At 52.1% G+C, this 22,336-nt stretch carries 23 protein-coding genes and 1 other annotated feature; of the genes, 17 read left to right on the top strand and 6 right to left on the bottom strand.

Going from position 1 to position 22,336, the window contains the following annotated elements; all coding sequences use genetic code 11:
* Nucleotides 1-405 precede the first annotated feature (405 nt).
* Nucleotides 406-1,083 (bottom strand): hexitol phosphatase HxpB, encoded by a 678-nt coding sequence (hxpB, locus tag JWF83_RS14655; RefSeq protein ID WP_413651050.1) that lies wholly within the window; start codon nt 1,081-1,083, stop codon nt 406-408.
* Between the two features lie 168 nt (nt 1,084-1,251).
* Between hxpB and JWF83_RS14650 the strand changes: the two genes are divergently transcribed.
* A complete protein-coding gene (locus tag JWF83_RS14650; protein WP_413651049.1) occupies nt 1,252-1,791 on the top strand; it encodes a YniB family protein in 540 nt (179 codons plus the stop codon).
* Nucleotides 1,792-1,813: 22 nt separating this feature from the next.
* Here JWF83_RS14650 and JWF83_RS14645 read toward each other — a convergent pair whose 3' ends face one another.
* Nucleotides 1,814-2,707 carry a fructosamine kinase family protein gene (locus JWF83_RS14645; RefSeq protein WP_413651048.1) on the bottom strand — a complete coding sequence of 298 codons (894 nt, stop codon included), beginning with the start codon at nt 2,705-2,707 and terminating at the stop codon, nt 1,814-1,816.
* A gap of 104 nt (nt 2,708-2,811) precedes the next feature.
* Complete coding sequence (ghoS, locus tag JWF83_RS14640) at nt 2,812-3,102, bottom strand: type V toxin-antitoxin system endoribonuclease antitoxin GhoS (RefSeq protein ID WP_413651047.1); 291 nt, start codon at nt 3,100-3,102, stop codon at nt 2,812-2,814.
* Nucleotides 3,103-3,263: 161 nt separating this feature from the next.
* Between ghoS and JWF83_RS14635 the strand changes: the two genes are divergently transcribed.
* Together JWF83_RS14635 and JWF83_RS14630 are read left to right on the top strand one after the other, a co-directional pair.
* Nucleotides 3,264-4,376, top strand: a complete 1,113-nt coding sequence (locus JWF83_RS14635) for an ABC transporter substrate-binding protein (RefSeq protein ID WP_413651485.1) — start codon at nt 3,264-3,266, stop codon at nt 4,374-4,376.
* Nucleotides 4,377-4,633: 257 nt separating this feature from the next.
* Nucleotides 4,634-5,389, top strand: a complete 756-nt coding sequence (locus tag JWF83_RS14630; RefSeq protein WP_413651045.1) for a YdiY family protein — start codon at nt 4,634-4,636, stop codon at nt 5,387-5,389.
* Between the two features lie 55 nt (nt 5,390-5,444).
* Here JWF83_RS14630 and araC read toward each other — a convergent pair whose 3' ends face one another.
* Genes araC through JWF83_RS14615 form a run of 3 tightly spaced genes read right to left on the bottom strand, consistent with a single transcriptional unit; the run spans nt 5,445 to nt 9,632 of the window.
* Nucleotides 5,445-6,329, bottom strand: a complete 885-nt coding sequence (gene araC, locus JWF83_RS14625) for an arabinose operon transcriptional regulator AraC (RefSeq protein WP_413651044.1) — start codon at nt 6,327-6,329, stop codon at nt 5,445-5,447.
* A gap of 45 nt (nt 6,330-6,374) precedes the next feature.
* A complete protein-coding gene (locus JWF83_RS14620) occupies nt 6,375-8,387 on the bottom strand; it encodes a beta-galactosidase (RefSeq protein ID WP_413651043.1) in 2,013 nt (670 codons plus the stop codon).
* A 12-nt stretch (nt 8,388-8,399) separates the two neighbouring features.
* Nucleotides 8,400-9,632 carry an oligosaccharide MFS transporter gene (locus JWF83_RS14615; RefSeq protein ID WP_413651042.1) on the bottom strand — a complete coding sequence of 411 codons (1,233 nt, stop codon included), beginning with the start codon at nt 9,630-9,632 and terminating at the stop codon, nt 8,400-8,402.
* 449 nt (nt 9,633-10,081) lie between these two features.
* Here JWF83_RS14615 and thrS point away from each other — a divergent pair, with 449 nt between their 5' ends.
* From thrS to JWF83_RS14545, 14 genes are all read left to right on the top strand, one after another.
* The gene (gene thrS, locus JWF83_RS14610) at nt 10,082-12,010 is read left to right on the top strand and encodes a threonine--tRNA ligase (RefSeq protein WP_413651040.1); all 1,929 of its coding nucleotides are present in this window, start codon (nt 10,082-10,084) and stop codon (nt 12,008-12,010) included.
* Nucleotides 12,011-12,013: 3 nt separating this feature from the next.
* Nucleotides 12,014-12,565 carry a translation initiation factor IF-3 gene (gene infC / locus JWF83_RS14605; RefSeq protein WP_040462415.1) on the top strand — a complete coding sequence of 184 codons (552 nt, stop codon included), beginning with the start codon at nt 12,014-12,016 and terminating at the stop codon, nt 12,563-12,565.
* Nucleotides 12,566-12,659: 94 nt separating this feature from the next.
* Nucleotides 12,660-12,857, top strand: a complete 198-nt coding sequence (gene rpmI / locus JWF83_RS14600; RefSeq protein WP_010275699.1) for a 50S ribosomal protein L35 — start codon at nt 12,660-12,662, stop codon at nt 12,855-12,857.
* A gap of 109 nt (nt 12,858-12,966) precedes the next feature.
* Entirely contained in the window at nt 12,967-13,323 is a 357-nt protein-coding gene (gene rplT, locus JWF83_RS14595; RefSeq protein ID WP_413651039.1) for a 50S ribosomal protein L20, read from the top strand.
* Between the two features lie 253 nt (nt 13,324-13,576).
* Nucleotides 13,577-13,702 (top strand) — a sequence feature (Phe leader region).
* Nucleotides 13,582-13,626 carry a pheST operon leader peptide PheM gene (pheM, locus tag JWF83_RS14590; RefSeq protein WP_106120997.1) on the top strand — a complete coding sequence of 15 codons (45 nt, stop codon included), beginning with the start codon at nt 13,582-13,584 and terminating at the stop codon, nt 13,624-13,626. (Overlaps the previous feature by 45 nt.)
* 75 nt (nt 13,703-13,777) lie before the next feature.
* On the top strand, nt 13,778-14,761 hold the full coding sequence (gene pheS / locus JWF83_RS14585) for a phenylalanine--tRNA ligase subunit alpha (protein ID WP_413651038.1): 984 nt from the start codon (nt 13,778-13,780) through the stop codon (nt 14,759-14,761).
* A gap of 15 nt (nt 14,762-14,776) precedes the next feature.
* Complete coding sequence (pheT, locus tag JWF83_RS14580) at nt 14,777-17,164, top strand: phenylalanine--tRNA ligase subunit beta (protein ID WP_413651037.1); 2,388 nt, start codon at nt 14,777-14,779, stop codon at nt 17,162-17,164.
* A gap of 4 nt (nt 17,165-17,168) precedes the next feature.
* Complete coding sequence (ihfA, locus tag JWF83_RS14575) at nt 17,169-17,468, top strand: integration host factor subunit alpha (protein ID WP_017802142.1); 300 nt, start codon at nt 17,169-17,171, stop codon at nt 17,466-17,468.
* A gap of 319 nt (nt 17,469-17,787) precedes the next feature.
* Nucleotides 17,788-18,222 carry a DUF2502 domain-containing protein gene (locus JWF83_RS14570; RefSeq protein WP_413651035.1) on the top strand — a complete coding sequence of 145 codons (435 nt, stop codon included), beginning with the start codon at nt 17,788-17,790 and terminating at the stop codon, nt 18,220-18,222.
* 93 nt (nt 18,223-18,315) lie between these two features.
* The gene (gene btuC / locus JWF83_RS14565) at nt 18,316-19,305 is read left to right on the top strand and encodes a vitamin B12 ABC transporter permease BtuC (RefSeq protein ID WP_413651034.1); all 990 of its coding nucleotides are present in this window, start codon (nt 18,316-18,318) and stop codon (nt 19,303-19,305) included.
* 33 nt (nt 19,306-19,338) lie between these two features.
* Nucleotides 19,339-19,884: a glutathione peroxidase gene (locus tag JWF83_RS14560; RefSeq protein ID WP_413651032.1), complete on the top strand. Its 546-nt coding sequence runs from the start codon at nt 19,339-19,341 to the stop codon at nt 19,882-19,884.
* The gene (gene btuD, locus JWF83_RS14555) at nt 19,885-20,637 is read left to right on the top strand and encodes a vitamin B12 ABC transporter ATP-binding protein BtuD (RefSeq protein ID WP_413651031.1); all 753 of its coding nucleotides are present in this window, start codon (nt 19,885-19,887) and stop codon (nt 20,635-20,637) included.
* A 76-nt stretch (nt 20,638-20,713) separates the two neighbouring features.
* Nucleotides 20,714-21,172 carry a C40 family peptidase gene (locus tag JWF83_RS14550; protein ID WP_413651030.1) on the top strand — a complete coding sequence of 153 codons (459 nt, stop codon included), beginning with the start codon at nt 20,714-20,716 and terminating at the stop codon, nt 21,170-21,172.
* A gap of 381 nt (nt 21,173-21,553) precedes the next feature.
* Nucleotides 21,554-22,294, top strand: coding sequence for an EAL domain-containing protein (locus JWF83_RS14545; protein WP_413651029.1), 741 nt, complete (start codon nt 21,554-21,556; stop codon nt 22,292-22,294).
* Nucleotides 22,295-22,336: the final 42 nt, after the last annotated feature.

Below are 22,336 nucleotides of genomic sequence, written 5' to 3'. Positions count from 1 at the left end.
CCCCCTGCTGTAGGGGAGCCATTAATGGCTCCCGCCCCGATGATGGCAGCCGTGCAAACCATTGATACGGGCGGAATAAATCCCGCCCCTACGGCAGAATATCTGACCCCCTGCTGTAGGGGAGCCATTAATGGCTCCCGCCCCGATGGCGGCAGCAGTGCAAACCATTGATACGGGCGGAATAAATCCCGCCCCTACGGCAGAATATCTGATCCCCTGCTGTAGGGGAGCCATTAATGGCTCCCGCCCCGATGGCTGCGGCCGTGCAAACCATTGATACGGGCGGAATAAATCCCGCCCCTACGGCGGAATACCTGGCCCCTGCTGTAGGGGAGCCATTAATGGCTCCCGTCCCGATAACGGCAGCAGTGCAAACCATTGGCACGGGCGGCATTAATGCCGGCCTTACAGGGGAAATCCCAGCAAATGGTGCTGACTCAGCTGCTCCAGCGAATCGAGGCGTACATTTGCCAGCGACCAGCGTGCGTCGGCACGCAATTCGGCAGGAGGCACAACAATCGAACGCATACGCGCGGCTTTAGTGGCAATCATGCCGTTAAAAGAGTCCTCCAGCGTCACGCAATTCAGCGCATCAACACCCAGCTGGGCCGCCGCATTGAGATAAACCTGCGGATGCGGTTTGCTGTACGGCAATGCCTCGGCAGAGGCCAGCGTGTCGAAATAGTGGCGCAGATTAAACATCTGCAATACGCGTTCCAGCATTGGCAGCGGCGAGGCGGATGCCAGACCAATTTTCAGGCCGTTGTCGCGACACAACTGTAGCGCATGCTCCACTCCCGGCAGTAGCGGGCGTAATTCTTCCACCAGTTGTAGCGCGCGGTTGATAATCCGCCGGGTAACTTCAGCCTGATCCGGGCCATGCCACGGCAGGGTTTCGTACCACATCCTGACCACCTGATCGATGCGCAACCCGAGGGTATCCGGTAGTTCATCGCGGCGCGAAATATCGACGCCAACGGTGGCAACAATCTCCAGCTCGGCGCGTTCCCATAAAGGTTCAGAGTCAATCAGCAGACCATCCATATCAAAAATTGCGGCCAGCACGGGGCGGGTATAAGGCATACAACGGCTCCATTTAACAGTTTGTCACACCTTAGCATGAAGCCCGGGGGGGCTGAAGGATGACAAAGGCGTCGGGATCGGCAAAATATGCGTGCATTGATTTTTTTGCAGGCAGTTTTCTCCATCAACGGGTAGACTGACAGCAAATGTAAGGGACCAGGAGAAACCATGACTTATCAACAAGCTGGCAACGTCGCCATCCTGAAGCGCATCGCCGGCTGGATTGTTTTTATCCCGGCGCTGTTGTCGACGATGATTTCACTACTGAGCTTTATGTTTCAGCACAGCGAAAAGAAGCCGGGTATAGACGCGGTCATGCTCGATTTCGTCCATGTCATCGTCGATATGATCCGCTTTAACACGCCGTTTCTGAATCTGTTCTGGCACAATTCGCCGGTGCCGGATTTTAATGGCGGGGCCAATGTGATGTTCTGGCTGATCTATATCCTGATCTTTGTCGGGCTGGCGTTACAAACCTCCGGCGCGCGGATGTGGCGGCAGTCGCGTCATCTGAAGGAGGGGATTGAAGATCAGCTGATATTAGAGAATGCCAAAGGCACTGATGGCCGAAGCCGTCAGCAGCTGGAAGAGAAGATCGTGGTGCCGCGCCATACCATTTTCCTGCAAATTTTCCCGCTCTATATCCTGCCGATTATTATCGCCATCGCCGGTTACTTTCTGTTGTTACTGCTGGGATTTATCCATTAATCACTGGCCTGATACTTTGCTATCAGGCCGGTCTTACCTGCCGTTGCCCCAGTTCATCCTTATCTAATAGCGCGCCTACCGCACGCTGTGCTTCACCTAACCAGCTGCCGCCGAAAACATTGGCACGGTTAAGTAAAAAGTAGAGTTGATAGATGGGCTGACGCTGTAGAAAATCATGGGGGAGCGGCCACACCGACTGGTAGCCGTCATAAATTTGCGGCGGTAAATGGTCGAACCACGGCAGCATAGCCAGATCGCATTCACGATCGCCCCAGTAGCAGGCAGGATCAAAAATCCACGGACCGGTATTGCTGCCTGCACAGTTCGCCGGCCAGAGATCGCCATGCAGCAGGGAAGGTTGCGGATGATGGGCGGCCAGTGCCCGCTGGACACAGTCGACAATCAGATCCATATCGCCATACTGAATGCCTTTCTCCGCCGCCAGCTGTAGCTGCCAGCCAATACGCTGTTCCGCGAAGAACACCGACCAGCGGCGGAGCCAGCTGTTCGGTTGCGGCGAGGTGGTAATATTATTGTCGAAATCGAGACCAAACTGCGGCTGATCGCTCCACTGATGCAGCTTCGCCAGTTGCTGACCGAGCTGCCACGCACTGTGGGCATCAAGAGGTTTGATCGGCAGGTACTCCAGCAGCAGAAAACTGTCATCACGGTCACTGCCCACGCCATACACCTTCGGCACGCGTACCGTCTGGCTACGCGCCAGCAGTTCCAGCTGATCGGCTTCCCAGGTGAAAAGCGCCAGCATGTCACGGTGATTACATTTAACGAACACATCATACTCACCGTAGCGAATATGCCACGCAGGATGCACATCGCCGCCCGGAAGCTCGGTGCGCTGATGGATTTCGGCGTGGCCTAATTGCTCACTCAACAGACGACTAATGGCTGACCACATTGGGTTTTCCTCTTTTTCGCTGCGTAAGGTCAATTCTAACGCTTAAATATTCATCAAATCCAGCGTTGTGCGCAGATATTGCACGAATTTACACCGACGCGCAGTTAATTTTGCTGTTGGTGCCAGGCCTCCCAGCTCTGGACCTCAACTTCCGGACGTGCGCCGAGGGCGATTTCCGCGAAACCGGCGGCCATCTGTTTGATTTCTTCCTCCTCCAGCGCGCTGATAATGCCATAACTGTTGGTGCCCAGCTCATGAGGTTTACCCTCGTCATCATTCAGGGTCGCCGAGAAACCGGCTTCGGTGATGGTGCTGGTCAGCTTATTCAGGTCGGTTAAACCTTTTTCCTGGTAATGAAATGTAACGACATAACGGGTCAGGGATGTTGAGCTCATGATTTACCTCATTGTTATCGCGAGTATTTTTAGCATAGTCGATTCAGCGAAAAGGGGTTAATAAGCCATAAAGTAGATTTGATAATGCAATTGATAATTATTACTATCACGCAGCTAACAATCTGATCCTTAAGGAGCACAACGTGCAACGTGCAACGCAACTGGTTTCGCTGGCCTCGCTACTGGCCTTCTCTTCCTCGGTGCTGGCGAGCCATTACCCGCTGACCCTGACCGATGCTGATGGCCAGCAAGTGACGCTGAAACAGGAGCCAAAACGTCTGGTGGTGCAGGACGGCCGCGATATTCTGTCGCTGGCATTGTTGGATCGTGCGAATCCTTTTCAGCGGGTGGTGGCATGGAATAACCTGCTGAAAAAGAGCGACGGCGTCACCTGGGCGCTGATGGATAAAAAATGGCCGCAGGCCAAACAAATTATTGATATGGGCTTCAGCGATAAAGGCGAAGTTAACCTTGAAAGCGTTATTGCCGAACGTCCTGATTTAATGGTGGCGCAACTGCGCTCCAAACCTTCGCTGACGCAGACCGGTGTGCTGGACAAACTAAAGCAGCTGGGTATTCCGGTGTTGTTTATCGATACGTTTCAGAAGCCGGTAGAGGATGCGCCGAAAAGCATCACGCTGCTCGGCAAAGCCCTTAATCGTGAGAATGAAGCGCAGCAGTACACGGACTACTATCAGCAGCACTTCCAGCTGATCCTCGACCGGGTGCGCGATGTGCAGCCGAAACCACGGGTGTTTTTTGAAGCGAAAGCCGGACTGGGTGGACTTGAGTCCTGCTGCTTTACTCATGCCCATGTTGGTTGGGGCGCACTGGTTGAAGCGGTCGGGGCGACCAACCTTGGCTCGCAACTGCTGCCCGGGGCGACAGGGGATGTTTCTCTGGAAAAAGTGATCGCCATGAAGCCTGATGCCTACATTGTTTCCGGTTCCCAGTGGGCGAGCAAAGATAATGCCGCGGTGCCATTTGGTTACGGTGTCACGCAGCAACAGGTGGACAGCGCTTTTAATAAAATGAAGCAGCGCCCGGGTTTTGCCCAGTTGCAGCCGGTGAAACAGGGACGCTTCTACGGCCTGTATCACAATTTTTATAACCATCCCTATAACATCGTCGGCCTTGAGTATCTGGCGAAGTTTATTTACCCGCAACAGTTTAGCGATCTTAACCCGGCCAACACCTGGCACCAGATCCTGACGCGTTTCACCACGCTGCCGGAAGGCACGGGAATACTGGCTTCGCAGGCGCCACAACAGTAATAATCGGGCGGGCGGCGCTGGCAGTTGCCCGCCAAAAATAAAATTCTTCTTCATCAGCGGCTGTAAGTTGGTCAGATAACCTCTATAATGCGCGCCGTTAATGAGAAGTTTCTTATAAATGAAGCGTTTCATTCCGGATGCTTAGTAAAAAAAGCGATTTAATATTTTTTTACAAAACTTACCGTAAATTGCATTGATCGTCTTTCAAAACGCTTCAGACTCATCCTTTTAAAAACTGCCGTACAGGTCACATTTAAATGAAAGCGCTAAAAAAGTTGTCTGTTGTTCTTTTGCTCTCTTCGGGAGTGTTGTGTCACCAGGCTTTGGCTGATACCAATGTATTCACCACCATGGACGATCCTTCTACCGCCAAGAAGCCGTTCGAAGGGAGTGCATCTGCGGGTTATCTGGCTCAGAGCGGTAACACAACCAGCTCTAGCACCACCGCCGCGACCAATATGACGTGGTATCAGACCAAAACCGCATACAGCCTGTGGGGCAACGCATCCAATGCCTCTTCCAATGATGAGCGCTCCTCTGAGACTTATCAGCTTGGCGGTCGTTCGCGTTATAATGTGACTGATTACGACTACCTGTTCGGTCAGGCAAGCTGGTTAAGCGATCGTTTTAATGGTTACGATGGTCGTTCGATCTTCGTCGCTGGTTACGGTCGTCAGATCCTGAACGGTCCGGTGCATTCACTGCGTGTGGAAGCGGGTCCTGGTGTGCGTTATGACGATTACCATGAAGGCGGCCATGATACGGAAGCGCTGGCCTATGGCGCCGTCAGCTATAACTGGCAGTTAACAGATAACACCAAGTTTATTCAGGGTGTTTCCGTGCTGGGTAGCGACGATACCACCGTCAACTCCGAAACCGGTCTGCAGGTAGCGATTAACGAACACTTCTCGCTAAAACTGGCTTACAACGTCACCTGGAACCAGAATCCGCCGGAATCCGCGCCGGATCATACTGATACCAAAACGTCTATTCTGTTGTCCTACGCGATGTAATCCAATGGGCCGGAAATTTTCCTTCGGCCCGTTTCTTCCCCGGCGCCTTGTGCGCTCACAGACTATTCATAGTCTCGAATTTCTTACGGTATTCCCGCGGGCTGATGCCGCAGTGCTGACGAAATATCCGTGAAAAATAGAGCGAATCATCGTAACCCACCGCTTGCGCGATATGACTAACGGAAAGATGGGTGGTTTGTAATAAACTGCGCGCGCGCGTTACCCGCTGCTGTTCCCGCCAGGCAAAAATCGTCTGATTCATTTCGCTTTTAAACAGATGCGCGACGCGTGAAGGCGAAAGAAAGATCTGCTTCGCCAGATCGTCAATTTTCAGATCTTCGCTGATATGGTCGTTCAGATACTGGCATAACGTGTTAATGCGCGGATCGGCGGCATTACGGTTACTCACTGGCTGCGCCTTAAAACAGGATAAGATCACCCGCTCCAGCGCATTCATGGCCATCGCTTCGGACAGGGTTTCGGCATGCGAATGATGATGAATCACTTCTGAAAACAGGGATTTCATCGCCGCGCTGGCTGCCGCATCCGGCAGTACCATGCGCGAGATGCCATGATGGTTAATATCCCAGCGCAACCAGTCAAGCCAGTAAGGCCGCGGTAAAAAATAGATCCACAGGTGGTCCCAGTTATCGCTGTGCTCAGCGCGACCGTAGAAATGGGGCACGCCCGGCGGAAATAGCAGGATCTCATTCTGCTGGCTGTGGATGTAGTGTTCGCCAGCTTTTATCCGTCCGCAGCCTTTCAGCGTCAGGTTGAGAATATAACCCTTCATGCCTTGCGGGCGATTAATATAGAAATCAAGCTGGCTGCCACGAGAGATCGGCGTGAACCCGGCGACCAGATAGGCGTTGAAGGTAAAACTTCTCATTAATGGCGAATAGTTCACCATCTCACTGTCATCAAATTTTACGTCCATCATCTCTCTCTGCGCACCGGGTTCGTTACGCCATTATACCTGGCTGATTTACATCAATAAAATACGTAATCCCCACGGGGGTAAGATGATCTCTTCAGCGGCAGCCAGGCTATTGCCGCTTAATAAGCAGCGGGCGGCGTTATCGTTATGATAAGCAAGCGGCTGGCCGGAGTAGTTAAAGATAAAGCGCACCTGCTGGCCGTCGCGATTATTACCCTGGCGAACAATTAGCGGGAACTGCCGGGCAGTGGTGCGCGAGACGAGTTGCAGATCGCGACATAACCACCCAAATAGCCCGGCGATAAATGCTTTTTCCGGCAGAAAGCCAACATACATCGCGCGACCCGCAACGTAATCTGACTCGGTGACGGCCGCATACTGGCCCCAGAAGGGGTGCTGATAGTTTGCCACCACCCGGGTGCTGTCGCGGGTTGGGGTGAGTAATTCCATCCACAACTCGACGCGCCGCGCCTCGCCGCCGCTGATACCGTCAACCATCGGCATCACTGTGACATCGTCCGGTAAGACAAACTGGCTGTAGGAGACGCCACAGCTGGCGCTGAGCACGGCGGGTTGCGCCTCGGTACGTACTTTGACATGCCGATCGCTGAAACCGGATTTAAAGCCGATCATCGCGCGTCCGCCCTGGGCAATGTAGCGATTGATCCGCGTCAGCAGCGATTCATCCGCGGCGTACAGGGCCGGAATGATAATCGCCTGATATTGGTTACAGTGCTCATCAATGTCGTTAATAATATCTACGGCGATATTGTCATCATACATTGCATCATAGAATCGACGGATAATGTCGTTATATACATTGGTCTGCGCCTCGCCAGGCTTAAACCAGTTCAGCGCATCCATCGCTTCGTTGTTAACCAGTAGGGCGACATCATTAGTAATACGCAGCCCGGCTACGGCGCCCGAGATTTTGGCGAAGTCGGCGCCAATCGTCTGTGCCTCAAGGTAGGTCGGATTAGCGCAGAAGTCGTGACTCAGCAGTCCCTTCCAGTAGGTTTCATATGAGTTGTGAATCGAGTGCCAGTGCCAGTAAGCGACCATTTTCGCCCCGTAAGCGAGATGGCTGAATGCCTGTAAGCGCAGCTGGCCGGGGAAGGGGGTCCATTGCGCAAATCCCTGCGCTTCGGTCTCCAGCACCAGATAGTTAGCCCCCTGTTTCAGGTTGCGGGCGAGGTCGCCGCCAAAAGCGATCTCACGCCCGGTCAGTTGCGCCTGAGAAGGGTGATAAATATCGACGCCCGCGATGCTCAGCGCTTTAGCTGCGGCAAAGTGGTCGACACGTGGTTGCACCCCGTAGGAGTGGCCACGCCACTCAAAATCAAAATTGTGGGTGATAAACTGCCCGGGGCGCGCATATTCAGCGACGATGCCGGCCTGCCATGCCAGATATTCCGTGACCATCTGGCGCTGAAAGGTGGAGAAAGCACAGCCCAGACTGGCATTGATAGTGCTTTCCGGCGGCGGAAAATCATCCCAGTTATCGATGCGGTTGCTCCAGTAATCGAGACCGAAATCGGCATTCAGGACGCTAATATCCGGATAACGCTGCTGCAGACTGGCAATAAAGCGCCGGCGCATATCAGGACCGACGTTATCGTAATGCTTGGTCTCATTATCGACCTGATAACCGATGATGGCCGGATGCTGGTACACATGGGCCAGCAATACACGAATAATGTTTTCGGCGTAGCGCAGGAAGTGAGGATTAACAATATCCATAATTTGCCGGCGGCCATATTTCTCCTGCCCCTGTGCGGTGGTAACCATCACCTCCGGATGTTTTTTCGCCAGCCAGGCTGGGATGGCGTAAGTCGGCGTGCCGATAATCACCCGAATACCCGCGCGGTGCATCGCCGCCAGCACCCGATCGATATGTGTGAAGTTATACACCCCTTCCTGCGGTTCAAGGGTACTCCATGTCGATTCGGCAATACGCACCACATTGATGCCGGCTGCCAGCATCATTTCAATATCTTTTTCCAGTCGCTCCTCTGGCATATATTCATCATAATAGGCCACGCCATAATAGAGTTCAGACATACCACCTCCGGATTATTTTGCCAGTATTGTGCGCTGGACGAAAACGCGTGCCGGCGCAAGGGTGAAAACAGAAATTAAAGTAAAAGTCAGCGCGATAATGCCCAGAGTGATATAGCTGTCGGTAAAACCCATGTTTTTATACATCAGGCCAATGCCGCTGGAGAGAAATATCTGACTGAAACCTTTGGAAAACTGGAAGCCAATTAAAAATACCGTGGCGGATAACCATGGATTAAAATTAGCGGAAATATATTTTAATCCGGCGACCAGCAATACGGAGCTTTCAAAGCCATGCAGCATTTTCACTAAACTGATGGAGATTGGACCGATGGCAAAAGCCGAGCCAATGATGCGCAAACTCATAATGGTGCCACAGTAGAGCAGTGCGTTTTTCGGGCCGATTTTATTGACAAACCACGGCGAAAAGAACATCACCAGCGCATCAAGGAAGATTTGCGCGGTATACAGATAGCCGAATACTTCAGCGCCGCGCGCTTTGCTGCTGAAAAAGTGACTGTAATAGACGGCGAATTGCTGATCATAGGTTTCATAAACCGCCCCGACGCCGACCATATACAGCGCGAAGAACCAGAACTTCTTCATCTTTAGCAGGCCGTGCACATCACTGAAGGTGATCGGCGCGGTGCGCGGCAGCGCCAGCGGCTGCTGATTGACCATCCGCGGGTTAGTCTTCCAGACGACAAACAACAGCACCAGCCCGCCGCAACTGGCCATCCAGAAGATATAGTTCTGATCAATACCATACAGTTTACCGGCCATAAAAGTGCCGATGGCGGCGCCAATACCGCCAAACATCCGCGCTCTGCCAAATTCGAAGCCGGTCATGCGACTGACCTTATCGATATAGGCTTCAGCGATACCGCAGCCGGCGCCAAACGCCAGGCCGATATAGACGCCGCCGGCGAAAGCGCCGAGAATAACATTATATTTTAGCAGCGGGGCGAAAACATAGATCCACCAGGGGGCGAATAGCGTGATAATAATTGCCAGTAACCACATCAGGTTTTTGCGGAATATTAGTTTATCCGAAATAAAACCGAATAACGGTTGCACGCAAACCGAGATGATGGCGGTAAAGGAATAGACCAGGCCAACATCGACGGAGTCAATACCAATAGTATCGGTCAGCCACAATGAGAGATAGGGGAAGCAACTTCCCCAGCCAATAAAGAAAAATAAGAAAAACAGGCAGCACATTAAATAATTTTTTTCTATGCGCAACATGATCTACCTCGTTCCTGATTCAGTCATTAACAGTGCAAATGGGTGGAAAACAACTTAGCTTTAAATGCGGGGGTAAATCTGGAGCCACTCGCTGGCGACCTGTAAAAATCTGCTGGCCGCGTGATAAATGTGAACAATCTCACGCAGCGAGAGAAATTTTAGCCGTCAGCCTGCTTGCCATCGGGTTTATTGCTGCGCGTCAGCGCGTTTCTTCGCCTGTTTTCCTGACTATTCAGTGCCAGCTCGTGCATTTAGCGCATTCGGCGTGTAAGATGTTCCCGCTTAAAGCGTTTTTGCTGTTTGCCCGCTTTTAAAACTGTGTACCCAGGCTGAGTACCAAACCGACAATTGTGAGTCGGTTTCAAGTCTCAACTGCCTGACGTATATAAATAAACTATGATTTGTATGTAGCCTTTCGTGTGGGTTACCACTGCAATTAAGGATATGACATGCCCGTTATTACTCTTCCTGATGGAAGTCAGCGTACTTTCGACCACGCCGTTAGCGTGATGGAGATTGCTCAGGACATCGGCCCTGGTCTGGCGAAAGCCTGTATTGCCGGTCGCGTAAATGGTGAACTGGTTGATGCCGTTGATCCGATTACCGCTGATGCTCAGGTGGCAATTATCACGGCGAAAGACGAAGCCGGTCTGGAAATTATTCGCCACTCCTGTGCCCACCTGTTGGGGCATGCGATTAAACAACTGTGGCCAGACACCAAAATGGCTATCGGTCCGGTTATCGACAACGGTTTTTACTACGATGTTGATCTTGACCGCACGTTGACGCAGGAAGATCTCGAGCTGCTCGAAAAGCGTATGCATGAGCTGGCAGAGAAGAATTATGATGTCATTAAGAAAAAGGTGAGCTGGCAGGAAGCGCGTGATGCTTTTGTGGCACGCGGTGAAACCTATAAAACCACCATTCTTGATGAGAATATCAGCCATGACGACCGTCCTGGCCTGTACCACCATGAAGAATACATTGATATGTGCCGTGGTCCGCACGTACCGAATATGCGTTTCTGCCATCATTTTAAACTGCAGAAAATGTCTGGCGCCTACTGGCGCGGCGACAGCAACAACAAGATGTTGCAGCGCATTTACGGCACCGCATGGGCTGATAAAAAGCAGCTGGCGGCCTATCTGCAGCGTCTGGAAGAAGCGGCAAAACGCGATCACCGTAAAATCGGCAAGCAACTCGACCTGTATCACATGCAGGAAGAGGCGCCAGGCATGGTATTCTGGCACAATGATGGCTGGATCATCTTCCGTGAGCTGGAAGTGTTTGTGCGCAGCAAGCTGAAAGAGTATCAGTACCAGGAAGTGAAAGGTCCGTTTATGATGGACCGTGTGCTGTGGGAAAAAACCGGGCACTGGGAAAACTACAAAGAAGCGATGTTTACCACCTCATCGGAAAACCGCGAATACTGTATTAAACCGATGAACTGCCCTGGCCACGTGCAAATTTTCAATCAGGGTCTAAAATCTTACCGCGACCTGCCATTACGTATGGCGGAGTTTGGTAGCTGCCACCGTAATGAGCCGTCAGGTGCGCTGCATGGATTAATGCGCGTGCGTGGCTTTACTCAGGATGACGCGCATATCTTCTGTACGGAAGAGCAGGTGCGTGCCGAAGTAAACAGCTGCATTAAGATGGTGTACGATATGTACAGCACCTTCGGTTTTGAAAAAATCGTGGTGAAACTGTCTACCCGTCCGGAAAAACGCATTGGCAGCGATGAGATGTGGGATCGCGCCGAGCGGGATCTGGCGGAAGCACTGCAGGAAAATGGCATCGAATTCCAGTATCAGCCGGGTGAAGGTGCGTTCTACGGTCCAAAAATTGAATTTACTCTGCATGATTGTCTGGATCGTGCGTGGCAGTGTGGTACTGTGCAACTCGACTTTTCATTACCGACTCGTCTGAATGCTTCATACATCGGTGAAAACAACGAACGTCAGGTGCCGGTGATGATTCACCGTGCAATTCTGGGATCTATGGAGCGCTTTATCGGTATTCTTACCGAAGAGTATGCCGGTTTCTTTCCAACCTGGCTGGCTCCGGTACAAGCAGTGATAATGAATATCACTGATGGTCAGTCCGATTATGTCGCAGAATTGACCCGTAAACTGCAGAATGCGGGAATTCGCGTCAAAGCGGACTTGAGAAATGAGAAGATTGGCTTTAAAATCCGCGAGCACACTTTACGTCGTGTTCCTTACATGCTGGTCTGTGGTGATAAAGAGGTGGAAGCAGGCAAAGTTGCCGTTCGCACCCGCCGTGGTAAAGACCTTGGAAGCATGGACGTAAATGATGTTATCGAAAAGCTGCAGCAAGAGATTCGCAGCCGAAATCTTCATCAATTGGAGGAATAAAGTATTAAAGGCGGAAAACGAGTTCTACCGACGCGACCAAATAAAATTAACGGTGAAATCCGTGCAACAGAGGTGCGTCTGACAGGCATCGAAGGCGAGCAGCTGGGTATTGTTAGTCTGCGAGAAGCTATCGAGAAAGCTGAAGAAGCAGGTGTTGATTTAGTTGAAATCAGCCCTAATGCCGAACCGCCTGTATGCCGTATTATGGATTACGGCAAGTTCCTCTACGAAAAAAGCAAATCTTCTAAGGAACAGAAGAAGAAGCAAAAAGTTATTCAGGTTAAGGAAATTAAATTCCGTCCTGGAACCGATGATGGCGACTATCAGGTCAAACTACGCAACCTGATTCGCTTTCTGGAAGATGGCGATAAAGCCAAAATCACGCTGCGTTTCCGTGGTCGTGAGATGGCGCACCAGCAGATCGGTATGGAAGTGCTTAACCGCGTCCGTAAAGACCTGTGTGAAGATCTGGATTTGGCCATTGTCGAATCCTTCCCTTCGAAGATCGAAGGCCGCCAGATGATCATGGTGCTCGCTCCCAAGAAGAAGCAGTAGGCCATTCAAGTAGCTCTCCGCGTAGCGTTCGCGCTGCACGGAGACTCGCCTGTCTGATTCATTTTATTAACAATGCGAAGTGGAAATTTTTGAAATGCCAAAGATTAAAACTGTACGTGGCGCGGCTAAGCGCTTTAAGAAGACCGCCTCTGGTGGCTTCAAGCGTAAACACGCTAACCTGCGTCATATTCTGACCAAAAAATCTACTAAGCGTAAACGTCATCTGCGTCCGAAAGGCCTGGTGTCTAAAGGCGATCTGGGTCTGGTTATTGCCTGCCTGCCGTACGCATAAGTAAATTTTTAACTGCCTGGCAGATTTCGTTTTTTCGTCTGGTTGCTTATGCCGCCAGCGTGGCGAAAGATAAAAGGCAAAAATCAGAATATAATTCAGGAGAGCTAAAATGGCTCGTGTAAAACGTGGTGTAGTTGCTCGCGCACGTCACAAGAAAATCTTAAAACAAGCCAAAGGCTACTACGGTGCACGTTCACGTGTTTACCGCGTTGCCTTCCAGGCAGTAATCAAAGCTGGTCAGTATGCTTACCGTGACCGCCGTCAACGTAAGCGTCAGTTCCGTCAGCTGTGGATCGCGCGTATTAACGCAGCAGCTCGTCAGAACGGCATTTCTTACAGCCGTTTCATCAATGGCCTGAAAAAGGCTTCTGTTGAAATCGACCGTAAGATTCTGGCTGACATCGCCGTATTCGACAAAGTGACATTTACTGCACTGGTTGAAAAAGCGAAATCAGCTCTGGCGTAAGTCAGAATACCCTAAATAATTCGGGTGGCAGGTCAGCGGCAAGGCCGCAACTCCCCGGCAGCATAGATAACTCTGTGCGCGGGGTGAACGGACGTGTCAATGCGCCTGGCGCCTGAAGTATGACCGGTAGGTGAAAGAGGGAGTCATCTCCCTCTTTTATTTTATCTAACTCAAGCAAAAGATTGACATTTCTGCCTGCTGGCTTTTCAATAGGGCAGTTCAGATAGCTGACCAGACTCTTACTAAGGTAATGCAAGCATGAATGCTGCTATTTTCCGTTTCTTTTTTTACTTTAGCGCCTGACAATCGGGGGCTTTTGCGCAAAAGAAAAGAAACGAAAAATCGCGCTGAAAGCCTCCCACGTGGAGGCTTTTTTGTTTTTGGCGTAACGACAATCGGACCCCGAGTCCCAACAAAAACAGACCGGCCCTGAAGGCTGGAAGAAGAGGAAACAATGCCACATCTCGCAGACCTGGTTGCCAGTGCTAAGGCAGCTATAGAAGATGCCCATGATGTCGCCGCGTTAGATCTGGTACGCGTCGAATATTTAGGTAAGAAAGGGCATCTCACGCTCCAGATGACCTCACTGCGCGATTTGCCAGCGGAAGAGCGTCCGGCGGCAGGTGCGGTGATTAACGAAGCGAAACAGCAGGTCCAGGAAGCGCTGAATGCACGTAAAAACGGCCTGGAATCAGCGGCAATGAATGCCCGTCTGGCCGAAGAGACCATTGATGTTTCGCTGCCTGGTCGTCGCGTTGAGAATGGCGGTCTGCATCCGGTGACGCGTACCATTGACCGTATTGAAACCTTTTTCGGTGAACTCGGTTTTGCCGTCGCCACCGGACCAGAAATCGAAGATGACTACCATAACTTCGATGCGCTGAATATCCCGAGCCATCACCCGGCACGTGCCGATCACGACACCTTCTGGTTTGATGCTACGCGTCTGCTGCGCACCCAGACCTCTGGTGTGCAGATCCGCACCATGAAAAATCAGCAGCCGCCGATCCGTATTATCGCCCCGGGCCGTGTCTACCGTAACGATTACGATCAGACTCACACCCCCATGTTCCATCAGATGGAAGGGTTGATTGTCGACAAAAACATCAACTTCTCCAACCTGAAAGGGACATTGCATGAATTCCTGCGCAACTTCTTTGAGGAAGATCTGCAGGTGCGTTTCCGCCCGTCTTACTTCCCGTTTACCGAACCGTCCGCCGAAGTGGATGTGATGGGTAAAAATGGCAAGTGGCTGGAAGTGCTGGGCTGCGGCATGGTGCATCCGAATGTGCTGCGTAACGTGGGTATCGATCCGGAAGTCTATTCAGGTTTCGCCTTCGGTATGGGTATGGAGCGTCTGACCATGTTGCGCTATGGCGTGACCGATCTGCGCGCTTTCTTCGAAAATGATTTACGTTTCCTCAAACAGTTTAAATAAGGGCAGGTTATACCAATGAAATTCAGTGAACTCTGGTTACGCGAATGGGTAAACCCAGCCATTGACAGTGCAGCGTTATCCGAACAAATCACCATGGCCGGGCTGGAAGTTGACGGCGTTGATGCCGTGGCCGGTGACTTTCATGGCGTGGTGGTGGGCGAAGTGGTTGAATGCGGTCAGCATCCCAACGCCGACAAACTGCGTGTGACCAAAATTAATGTCGGCGGCGAACGCCTGCTGGATATCGTTTGCGGCGCCCCCAATTGTCGTCAGGGGCTAAAAGTGGCCGTGGCGACCGTTGGCGCAGTGCTGCCGGGTGATTTTAAAATCAAAGCGGCGAAACTGCGCGGCGAACCTTCAGAAGGGATGCTGTGCTCGTTCTCTGAGCTGGCGATCTCTGCCGATCACGATGGCATTATTGAACTGCCTGCGGATGCGCCAGTGGGCAGCGACATTCGTGATTACCTGCAACTGAACGATCACACGATCGAAATCAGCGTCACGCCTAACCGCGCGGACTGCCTCGGTATTATCGGGGTGGCGCGCGATGTCGCGGTACTGAATCAGCTGCCACTGACCGAGCCAGAGATGCCTGCGGTAGTGGCGACCATCGACGATACTTTCCCGATCCGCGTTGATGCCGTGGACGCCTGTCCGCGCTATCTGGGGCGGGTGGTGAAGGGCATCAATGTTAATGCGCCATCGCCACTGTGGATGCGTGAAAAGCTGCGTCGTTGCGGTATCCGCTCTATTGATGCGGTAGTGGACATTACTAACTATGTCCTGCTCGAACTGGGTCAGCCGATGCACGCCTTTGACCTCGATCGGATTGATTCCGGCATTATCGTGCGTATGGCGCATGAGGGCGAAACCCTGACGCTGCTGGATGGTAATGAAGCGAAACTGAGCAGCGATACGCTGGTGATCGCCGACCATCAGAAAGCGCTGGCGATGGGCGGTATTTTTGGCGGCGAGCACTCCGGTGTTAACCCGGAAACCCGCAACGTGCTGTTTGAATGCGCATTCTTCAACCCGCTGGCGATTACCGGCCGCGCCCGTCGTCAGGGCCTGCACACCGATGCGTCGCACCGCTACGAGCGTGGTGTCGATCCGGCGCTGCAGTACAAGGCGATGGAACGCGCTACCCGCCTGCTGCTGGATATCTGCGGCGGCGAGGCCGGCCCGGTTATCGATGTCACTCATCAGGATGCGTTGCCAAAACCGGCCACTATCCGTTTGCGTCGTGAAAAACTGGATCGCCTGATTGGCCATGTGATTGCTGACGATCAGGTTACCGATATCCTGCAACGTCTCGGTTGCCAGGTGACGGCAAGCGACGGTGAATGGCAGGCGATCGCACCAAGCTGGCGCTTTGATATGGAGATCGAAGAGGATCTGGTGGAAGAAGTGGCGCGCGTCTACGGCTACAACAATATTCCTGATATGCCAGTGCAGGCCAGCCTGGTGATGACGAAACACCGTGAGGCCAGCCTGTCGCTGAAGCGTGCGAAAGCGATGCTGGTGGATAAAGGCTACCAGGAAGCCATCACTTATAGCTTTGTCGATCCCAAAATTCAGGCGCTGCTGCATCCCGGTGAAGAAAATTTACTGCTGCCGAGCCCGATTTCGGTCGAGATGTCAGCAATGCGTCTGTCGCTGTGGAGCGGTTTACTGGCGGCGGTGGTATATAACCAGAACCGTCAGCAGGGCCGTGTGCGCCTGTTTGAGAGCGGTTTGCGCTTTGTGCCTGATACACAGGCAAACCTCGGTATCCGTCAGGATCTTATGCTGTCAGGCGTATTAAGCGGTAATCGCTATGAAGAGCATTGGGACCTGGCGCGTCAGGCCGTAGACTTCTATGATTTAAAAGGTGATTTAGAATCGGTTCTCGATCTGACCGGCAAACTGGAGTCGGTTGAGTTCCGTGCCGAGGCCAATCCGGCGCTGCATCCGGGTCAAAGTGCGGCAATTTATTTATACGGTGAGAAAATCGGATTTATCGGTGTGGTGCATCCGGAGCTGGAACGTAAGCTCGATCTTAATGGTCGTACCTTAGTGTTTGAACTGCTTTGGGATAAGGTCGCAGACCGCGTATTGCCTGAAGCGCGCGAGATTTCACGCTTCCCGGCAAACCGCCGCGATATCGCTGTTGTCGTGGCTGAAAACGTGCCTGCAGCAGATATCATCGCCGAGTGTAAGAAAGTTGGCGTAAATCAGGTAGTTGGCGTAAACTTGTTTGACGTGTACCGTGGTAAGGGTGTAAATGAGGGTTATAAGAGCCTCGCTATCAGCCTGATTTTGCAAGATACCAGCCGGACACTCGAAGAAGAGGAGATTGCCGCTACTGTTAGCAGATGTGTAGAGGCACTGAAAGAGCGATTCCAAGCATCCTTGAGGGATTGAACCTATGGCGCTTACAAAAGCTGAAATGTCAGAATACCTGTTTGAGAAGCTTGGGCTTAGCAAGCGGGATGCCAAAGAGTTGGTTGAGCTGTTTTTCGAAGAAGTCAGACGTGCTTTGGAAAATGGTGAGCAGGTGAAGTTATCAGGTTTTGGTAACTTTGACCTCCGTGACAAGAATCAACGTCCGGGACGTAACCCTAAGACTGGCGAAGATATTCCGATTACGGCACGGCGCGTGGTGACGTTCCGCCCTGGTCAGAAGCTTAAAAGTCGGGTTGAGAACGCCTCGCCGAAAGAAGACTAATTTCAGTCATACAAAAGGCCGCATACGCGGCCTTTTTCACTCCCACCGGCAAAAGGGCGGGGACGTTCGCCCTTTTGCCATCATAAAATCCGATCATAAACCCGATAGCTGGCGAATTATTCTGCAATTCGCAGTACAGGTTGCGCCTTAACCTCAGCAGCAGTGGTGTTTTTCTCCGCTGTTGCCACTCCACGCTCCCTCCATAATGTCAGGATTTCGTAAGTCTTCGGAAAGCATCATGAAAATCATCCGTCAGCTGATAGTTAGCGGCATACGGTATTGCTATAACAAGCCCATCTTATAAAGAGAGGTAAGCCTGATGAAAAAAACGGCTATGTTATTTTGTGTCCTGTTAGGGATGCCGCTGCTGGCAAAAGCCGGTGTTTCCATCAATATTAATACACCCGGCGTTTCCATCTCGATTGGCGATCGCGACGACCGTGGTTACTACTGGGACGGTTATGACTGGCGGGGGCCAAAGTGGTGGAATGCGCATAAAGGACGTCGCGTCGGTGAACGCGGTCCGCGTGGCGACTACTGGAATGGTAATGGCTGGCAGCAGCATTCACCAAAGCAGCATGCGTCTAAGCCGCAACAGCAACCTGAGCGTCAGCCGCAGCATCAGCAGTCTGGCAGACAGGAGAATGGCCACGCTAAATCGCCGCAGGGTCAGCAGGGTGAACATGGCGGACAGGGTGGACAGGGTAAGGGGAATAATTCACAACCGATCCCGCCGCAGGAACAACATCATTAATCCCTTTCCCCCGGAGCCAGCGTTGCTGGCTCTTTCTTTTTCTGCCATAGCCACTACAATTAAAACCCTGTTTTCTTTCATAAAGAGCCATTGATGTCTCTGCTTTCCCACCTGTCGCAGCGAGCCGATCGTTACGGGCGGCGCTGGTTAGTCGCACTGCTGGCGCTGGTACTGGTCGTCGCCACCATCAGCCTGTGCGCGGGGGATAGCTGGATTGCTCCCAATCACTGGTTTACCCGCCAGGGGCAGCTGTTTGTCTGGCAGCTGCGTTTGCCGCGCACGCTGGCGGTATTGCTGGTGGGTGCGTCGCTGGCGGTGGCTGGCGCGGTGATGCAGGCGCTGTTCGATAATCCGCTGGCGGAGCCGGGATTGCTCGGTGTCTCGAATGGCGCCGGCGTCGGGCTGGTATTAAGCGTGATGCTCGGCAACGGTCAGCCCTGGAGTCTGAGCCTGGCGGCTATTGCTGGCGCCCTGCTGGCGACACTGATTCTGCTGCGTTTTGCCCGTCATCAACTCTCCGTCAGCCGCTTACTGCTGGCCGGCGTGGCGCTCGGGATTATCTGCAGCGCCGTAATGACCTGGGCGGTTTATTTCAGCAGTAGTCTCGACCTGCGCCAGCTGATGTACTGGATGATGGGTGGTTTCAGCGGCATTGACTGGCGCTATCGCTGGCTGATACTGGCGCTGGTACCGATTTTGTTGTGGCTGACCTGCCAGTCGCGGGCGCTGAATTTACTGGCGCTGGGCGAAGTTTCCGCCCGCCAGCTTGGCCTGCCGTTAGCGCTGTGGCGCAACCTGCTGGTGATGGCGATTGGCTGGCTGGTCGGCGTCAGCGTGGCGCTGGCGGGGGCGATTGGTTTTGTCGGCCTGGTGATCCCGCATCTGTTGCGGCTAAATGGGCTGACCGATCACCGCATACTGTTACCCGGTTGCGCCCTCGCCGGCGCCGCAGTGCTGCTGGCGGCCGATATTGTGGCGCGTGTATCGCTCACTTCAGCGGAACTCCCGATTGGCGTGGTCACTGCCACGCTGGGCGCGCCGGTATTTATCTGGTTATTACTGAAAAACCGTCGCCAGTACTAGCTGGCAAATTCAACTCTGACACAGGAAATCCGCATGAGCATTTATGAAACAGAACTGGTGACGCTGGATGGTGAAAAAACCAGCCTGAAGCAGTGGCAAGGCGAAGTACTGTTAGTGGTCAATGTGGCCTCAAAATGTGGTCTGACGCCGCAATATGAGCAGTTAGAACAGTTGCAGAAAAACTTCCATCAGCAGGGATTTAGTGTGCTGGGCTTTCCGTGTAACGCATTTCTTGAGCAGGAACCGGGCAGCAATGAAGAGATTAAAACTTTCTGCAGCACCACTTACGGCGTCACTTTTCCGATGTTCAGTAAAATTGAAGTTAATGGTGATCACCGTCACCCGCTATATGCACAGCTGACGGCGGCGCAGCCGCAGGCCATCGCGCCGCAGGGCAGCGGTTTCCTTGAGCGTATGACCAGCAAAGGGCGGGCGCCAAAACAGAGCGGCGATATTCTGTGGAACTTTGAAAAATTCCTGATTGGCCGTAACGGCGAAGTGCTGCAACGTTTCTCGCCGGATATGACGCCTGACGATGAGACCGTGCAGAGCAGTATTAAGCAGGCTCTGGCACAGTAAATGTTGCTGGAGATAGAAGGCGCTGCGGTTAGCGGGCGCCTGGCGCCATTCAGCGCTCAGGTGGGCAGCGGGCAACTGATCCACCTGCTCGGCCCCAATGGGGCCGGGAAAAGTTCGCTGCTGGCGCGTTTATCCGGTTTATTACCCGGCAGCGGGCGTATTCAGTTTCTGGCCCGGCCGCTGGAGAGCTGGAGTGGTCACCAGCTGGCGCGCCATCGCGGCTGGTTGCATCAGCAACAGCTGCCGCCCGGATTGATGGCGGTTTTTCACTATCTGCAACAGCATCTGCAATATGCCGACCAGCAATCTGATGCTGCATTAGCGCAGGTTATTACTGAACTGCAGCTGAGCGATAAACTGGCGCGGCCGTTGAATCAACTCTCCGGCGGCGAATGGCAGCGGGTGCGGCTGGCCGCGGTGTTATTGCAGATTAGCCCGCAGGCTAACAGCCAGGGGAAACTGCTGCTGCTGGATGAACCGATGGCCGGGCTGGATGTTGCACAACAGGCGGCACTGGACCGTCTATTGCTGGCGCTTTGTCAGGCTGGCATCAGCATCATTATGAGTGGTCACGATCTTAATCACAGCCTGCGTCATGCGCAGCAGGTATGGTTGATGCGGGGCGGAGAGATGATTGCCCAGGGGGATACGCAGCAGGTGATGCAACCGGCGATTCTTGAGCGGGTATATCAGGTGCCATTGCGTAAACTGACGGTCGAAGGGCATCAAATGCTGATCACCCTGGCAGAATAGACGTTTGTGTTGTTGCCAGTGCGATGAGTTTACCGCTAAAGTTACTTTGTCTGATTTTTTTCCTGGAACAGCTGTTATGCGAATCTGCTTTTTGCTTGTCGTACTTATTTTGGCTGGTTGCAGTCGTCATGCGCCGCCGCCAAATGGACGACTTGCGGATTCGATCACGGTTATCGCCCAGCTTAATGATCAACTGGGGCAGTGGCACGGCACACCTTATCGTTATGGTGGTATGAGCCGCGGCGGGGTTGATTGTTCCGGCTTTGTCTATCTTACGTTTCGCGACCGGTTTGATCTGCAGTTACCGCGGACCACCGCGGCCCAGACCGATGTCGGCACCCGCATCGACAAAGAGCAATTGTTGCCGGGCGACCTGGTGTTTTTCAAAACCGGTAGCGGTGAGAATGGGCTGCATGTTGGCATTTATGATACTGATAATCAGTTTATTCATGCTTCAACCAGCCAGGGCGTGATTCGATCTTCACTGGATAATGTTTATTGGCGAAAAGTATTCTGGCAAGCCCGCAGGATATAAAAACCATGAACTATTTAATAGTCTGCGAATAGTTTCGGATAAATGCGTATTTAATCAGCAGTAAAAAAAGTAGATAATGATCACAGGTTTTTCGGCGTTGTGAATGTCACTATTTCAATTAGACAATTTTTTTATATTCCCTTAACTCAGATTTTCCCTCTTCATCACTCGTTGCGATAGAAGAAAACCTTTCCGCCGCGTACCTGCTATCTCAGGATAAGCACAATTTACGACTTTCAAACGTTAATTTTATTTAAGTTTTATGCGGTAATTTTCTGCGTAAAAAAAGTGCAAACCACCCGAACGGCCATTAGCGCTATTGATTGTCATAATTTGTTGTTATAGGATGCGCAAATTGCCACTTAATAATGGCTTAACAAAATGAAAATCCATTTAGCTGCTGACTATGATATTAGCGCAGCATTTTATCCTATTTACACCCTGACGGGTCAGTTGACTGCCGTGGAACTTCTCTCGTGGTTCTCGCACGAAACGGCTAATGTGGCGATCCCGGTGGAGATGATGATGGCTCAGCTTACATTCGAGCAACGCATTTCACTGCTGCAAAGTCAAATTAGTTTAGTAGAAAAACATTATGATTTCTTCAGTCACCACGGTCTGCATGTCGCTATTAATATTGATGAAATGATCGCCCAGGCGATTTTAGATAGCGAGTTTCTTTTACACAAAATGGGGTTGTTAGATTGTCTTGAACTGGAAATTAATGAAACCTTTGTGGATTTATCTGCTGGCATAGATAATCCGCTGCTGGCAGCCTTACACGATCGGTTTTATCTTAGCCTGCACAATTTTGGGGCGGGGAAAGCAACACCAAAAGCGGTTTATGACAACCTTTTTTACCGGGTTAAATTAGATAAAGCTTTTATCCAGCACAATATCAGACGGCTCTCTTTCCCGCCGTTTATAAATGCGGTGCTGAATAATATCACGCCACATTGCCAGCAGATCATTGTACAGGGAGTTGATGATAAGCAAATGCTGGATAAAATCAGTCAATTTCCCTTCGACGGCATTCAGAGCGCATTGTTTCCGCCGGTAGATGAATTGTCATTAGCAGCGTTAATTCATCCGCCAAAAGAACTCTCGGATAGCCGCGGTTAGAAAAGCCGGTTTCCCCCTGTTTAATGCATCGGGCAGGGGGTA

The sequence above is a fragment of the Pantoea sp. B65 genome, assembly GCF_047308185.1.
In the GTDB taxonomy this organism is placed as follows: domain Bacteria; phylum Pseudomonadota; class Gammaproteobacteria; order Enterobacterales; family Enterobacteriaceae; genus Erwinia.
The sequence above is the reverse complement of the archived record's forward strand: the minus strand, read 5'-3'. Positions and strand labels throughout refer to the sequence as shown.

Coding starts and splice junctions, on each gene's coding strand:
- hxpB (WP_413651050.1), bottom strand. CDS start 1,083: ATGCCTTATACCCGCCCCGTGCTGGCCGCAATTTTTGATATGGATGGT.
- JWF83_RS14650 (WP_413651049.1), top strand. CDS start 1,252: ATGACTTATCAACAAGCTGGCAACGTCGCCATCCTGAAGCGCATCGCC.
- JWF83_RS14645 (WP_413651048.1), bottom strand. CDS start 2,707: ATGTGGTCAGCCATTAGTCGTCTGTTGAGTGAGCAATTAGGCCACGCC.
- ghoS (WP_413651047.1), bottom strand. CDS start 3,102: ATGAGCTCAACATCCCTGACCCGTTATGTCGTTACATTTCATTACCAG.
- JWF83_RS14630 (WP_413651045.1), top strand. CDS start 4,634: ATGAAAGCGCTAAAAAAGTTGTCTGTTGTTCTTTTGCTCTCTTCGGGA.
- araC (WP_413651044.1), bottom strand. CDS start 6,329: ATGATGGACGTAAAATTTGATGACAGTGAGATGGTGAACTATTCGCCA.
- JWF83_RS14620 (WP_413651043.1), bottom strand. CDS start 8,387: ATGTCTGAACTCTATTATGGCGTGGCCTATTATGATGAATATATGCCA.
- JWF83_RS14615 (WP_413651042.1), bottom strand. CDS start 9,632: ATGTTGCGCATAGAAAAAAATTATTTAATGTGCTGCCTGTTTTTCTTA.
- thrS (WP_413651040.1), top strand. CDS start 10,082: ATGCCCGTTATTACTCTTCCTGATGGAAGTCAGCGTACTTTCGACCAC.
- rpmI (WP_010275699.1), top strand. CDS start 12,660: ATGCCAAAGATTAAAACTGTACGTGGCGCGGCTAAGCGCTTTAAGAAG.
- rplT (WP_413651039.1), top strand. CDS start 12,967: ATGGCTCGTGTAAAACGTGGTGTAGTTGCTCGCGCACGTCACAAGAAA.
- pheS (WP_413651038.1), top strand. CDS start 13,778: ATGCCACATCTCGCAGACCTGGTTGCCAGTGCTAAGGCAGCTATAGAA.
- pheT (WP_413651037.1), top strand. CDS start 14,777: ATGAAATTCAGTGAACTCTGGTTACGCGAATGGGTAAACCCAGCCATT.
- ihfA (WP_017802142.1), top strand. CDS start 17,169: ATGGCGCTTACAAAAGCTGAAATGTCAGAATACCTGTTTGAGAAGCTT.
- JWF83_RS14570 (WP_413651035.1), top strand. CDS start 17,788: ATGAAAAAAACGGCTATGTTATTTTGTGTCCTGTTAGGGATGCCGCTG.
- btuC (WP_413651034.1), top strand. CDS start 18,316: ATGTCTCTGCTTTCCCACCTGTCGCAGCGAGCCGATCGTTACGGGCGG.
- JWF83_RS14560 (WP_413651032.1), top strand. CDS start 19,339: ATGAGCATTTATGAAACAGAACTGGTGACGCTGGATGGTGAAAAAACC.
- btuD (WP_413651031.1), top strand. CDS start 19,885: ATGTTGCTGGAGATAGAAGGCGCTGCGGTTAGCGGGCGCCTGGCGCCA.
- JWF83_RS14550 (WP_413651030.1), top strand. CDS start 20,714: ATGCGAATCTGCTTTTTGCTTGTCGTACTTATTTTGGCTGGTTGCAGT.
- JWF83_RS14545 (WP_413651029.1), top strand. CDS start 21,554: ATGAAAATCCATTTAGCTGCTGACTATGATATTAGCGCAGCATTTTAT.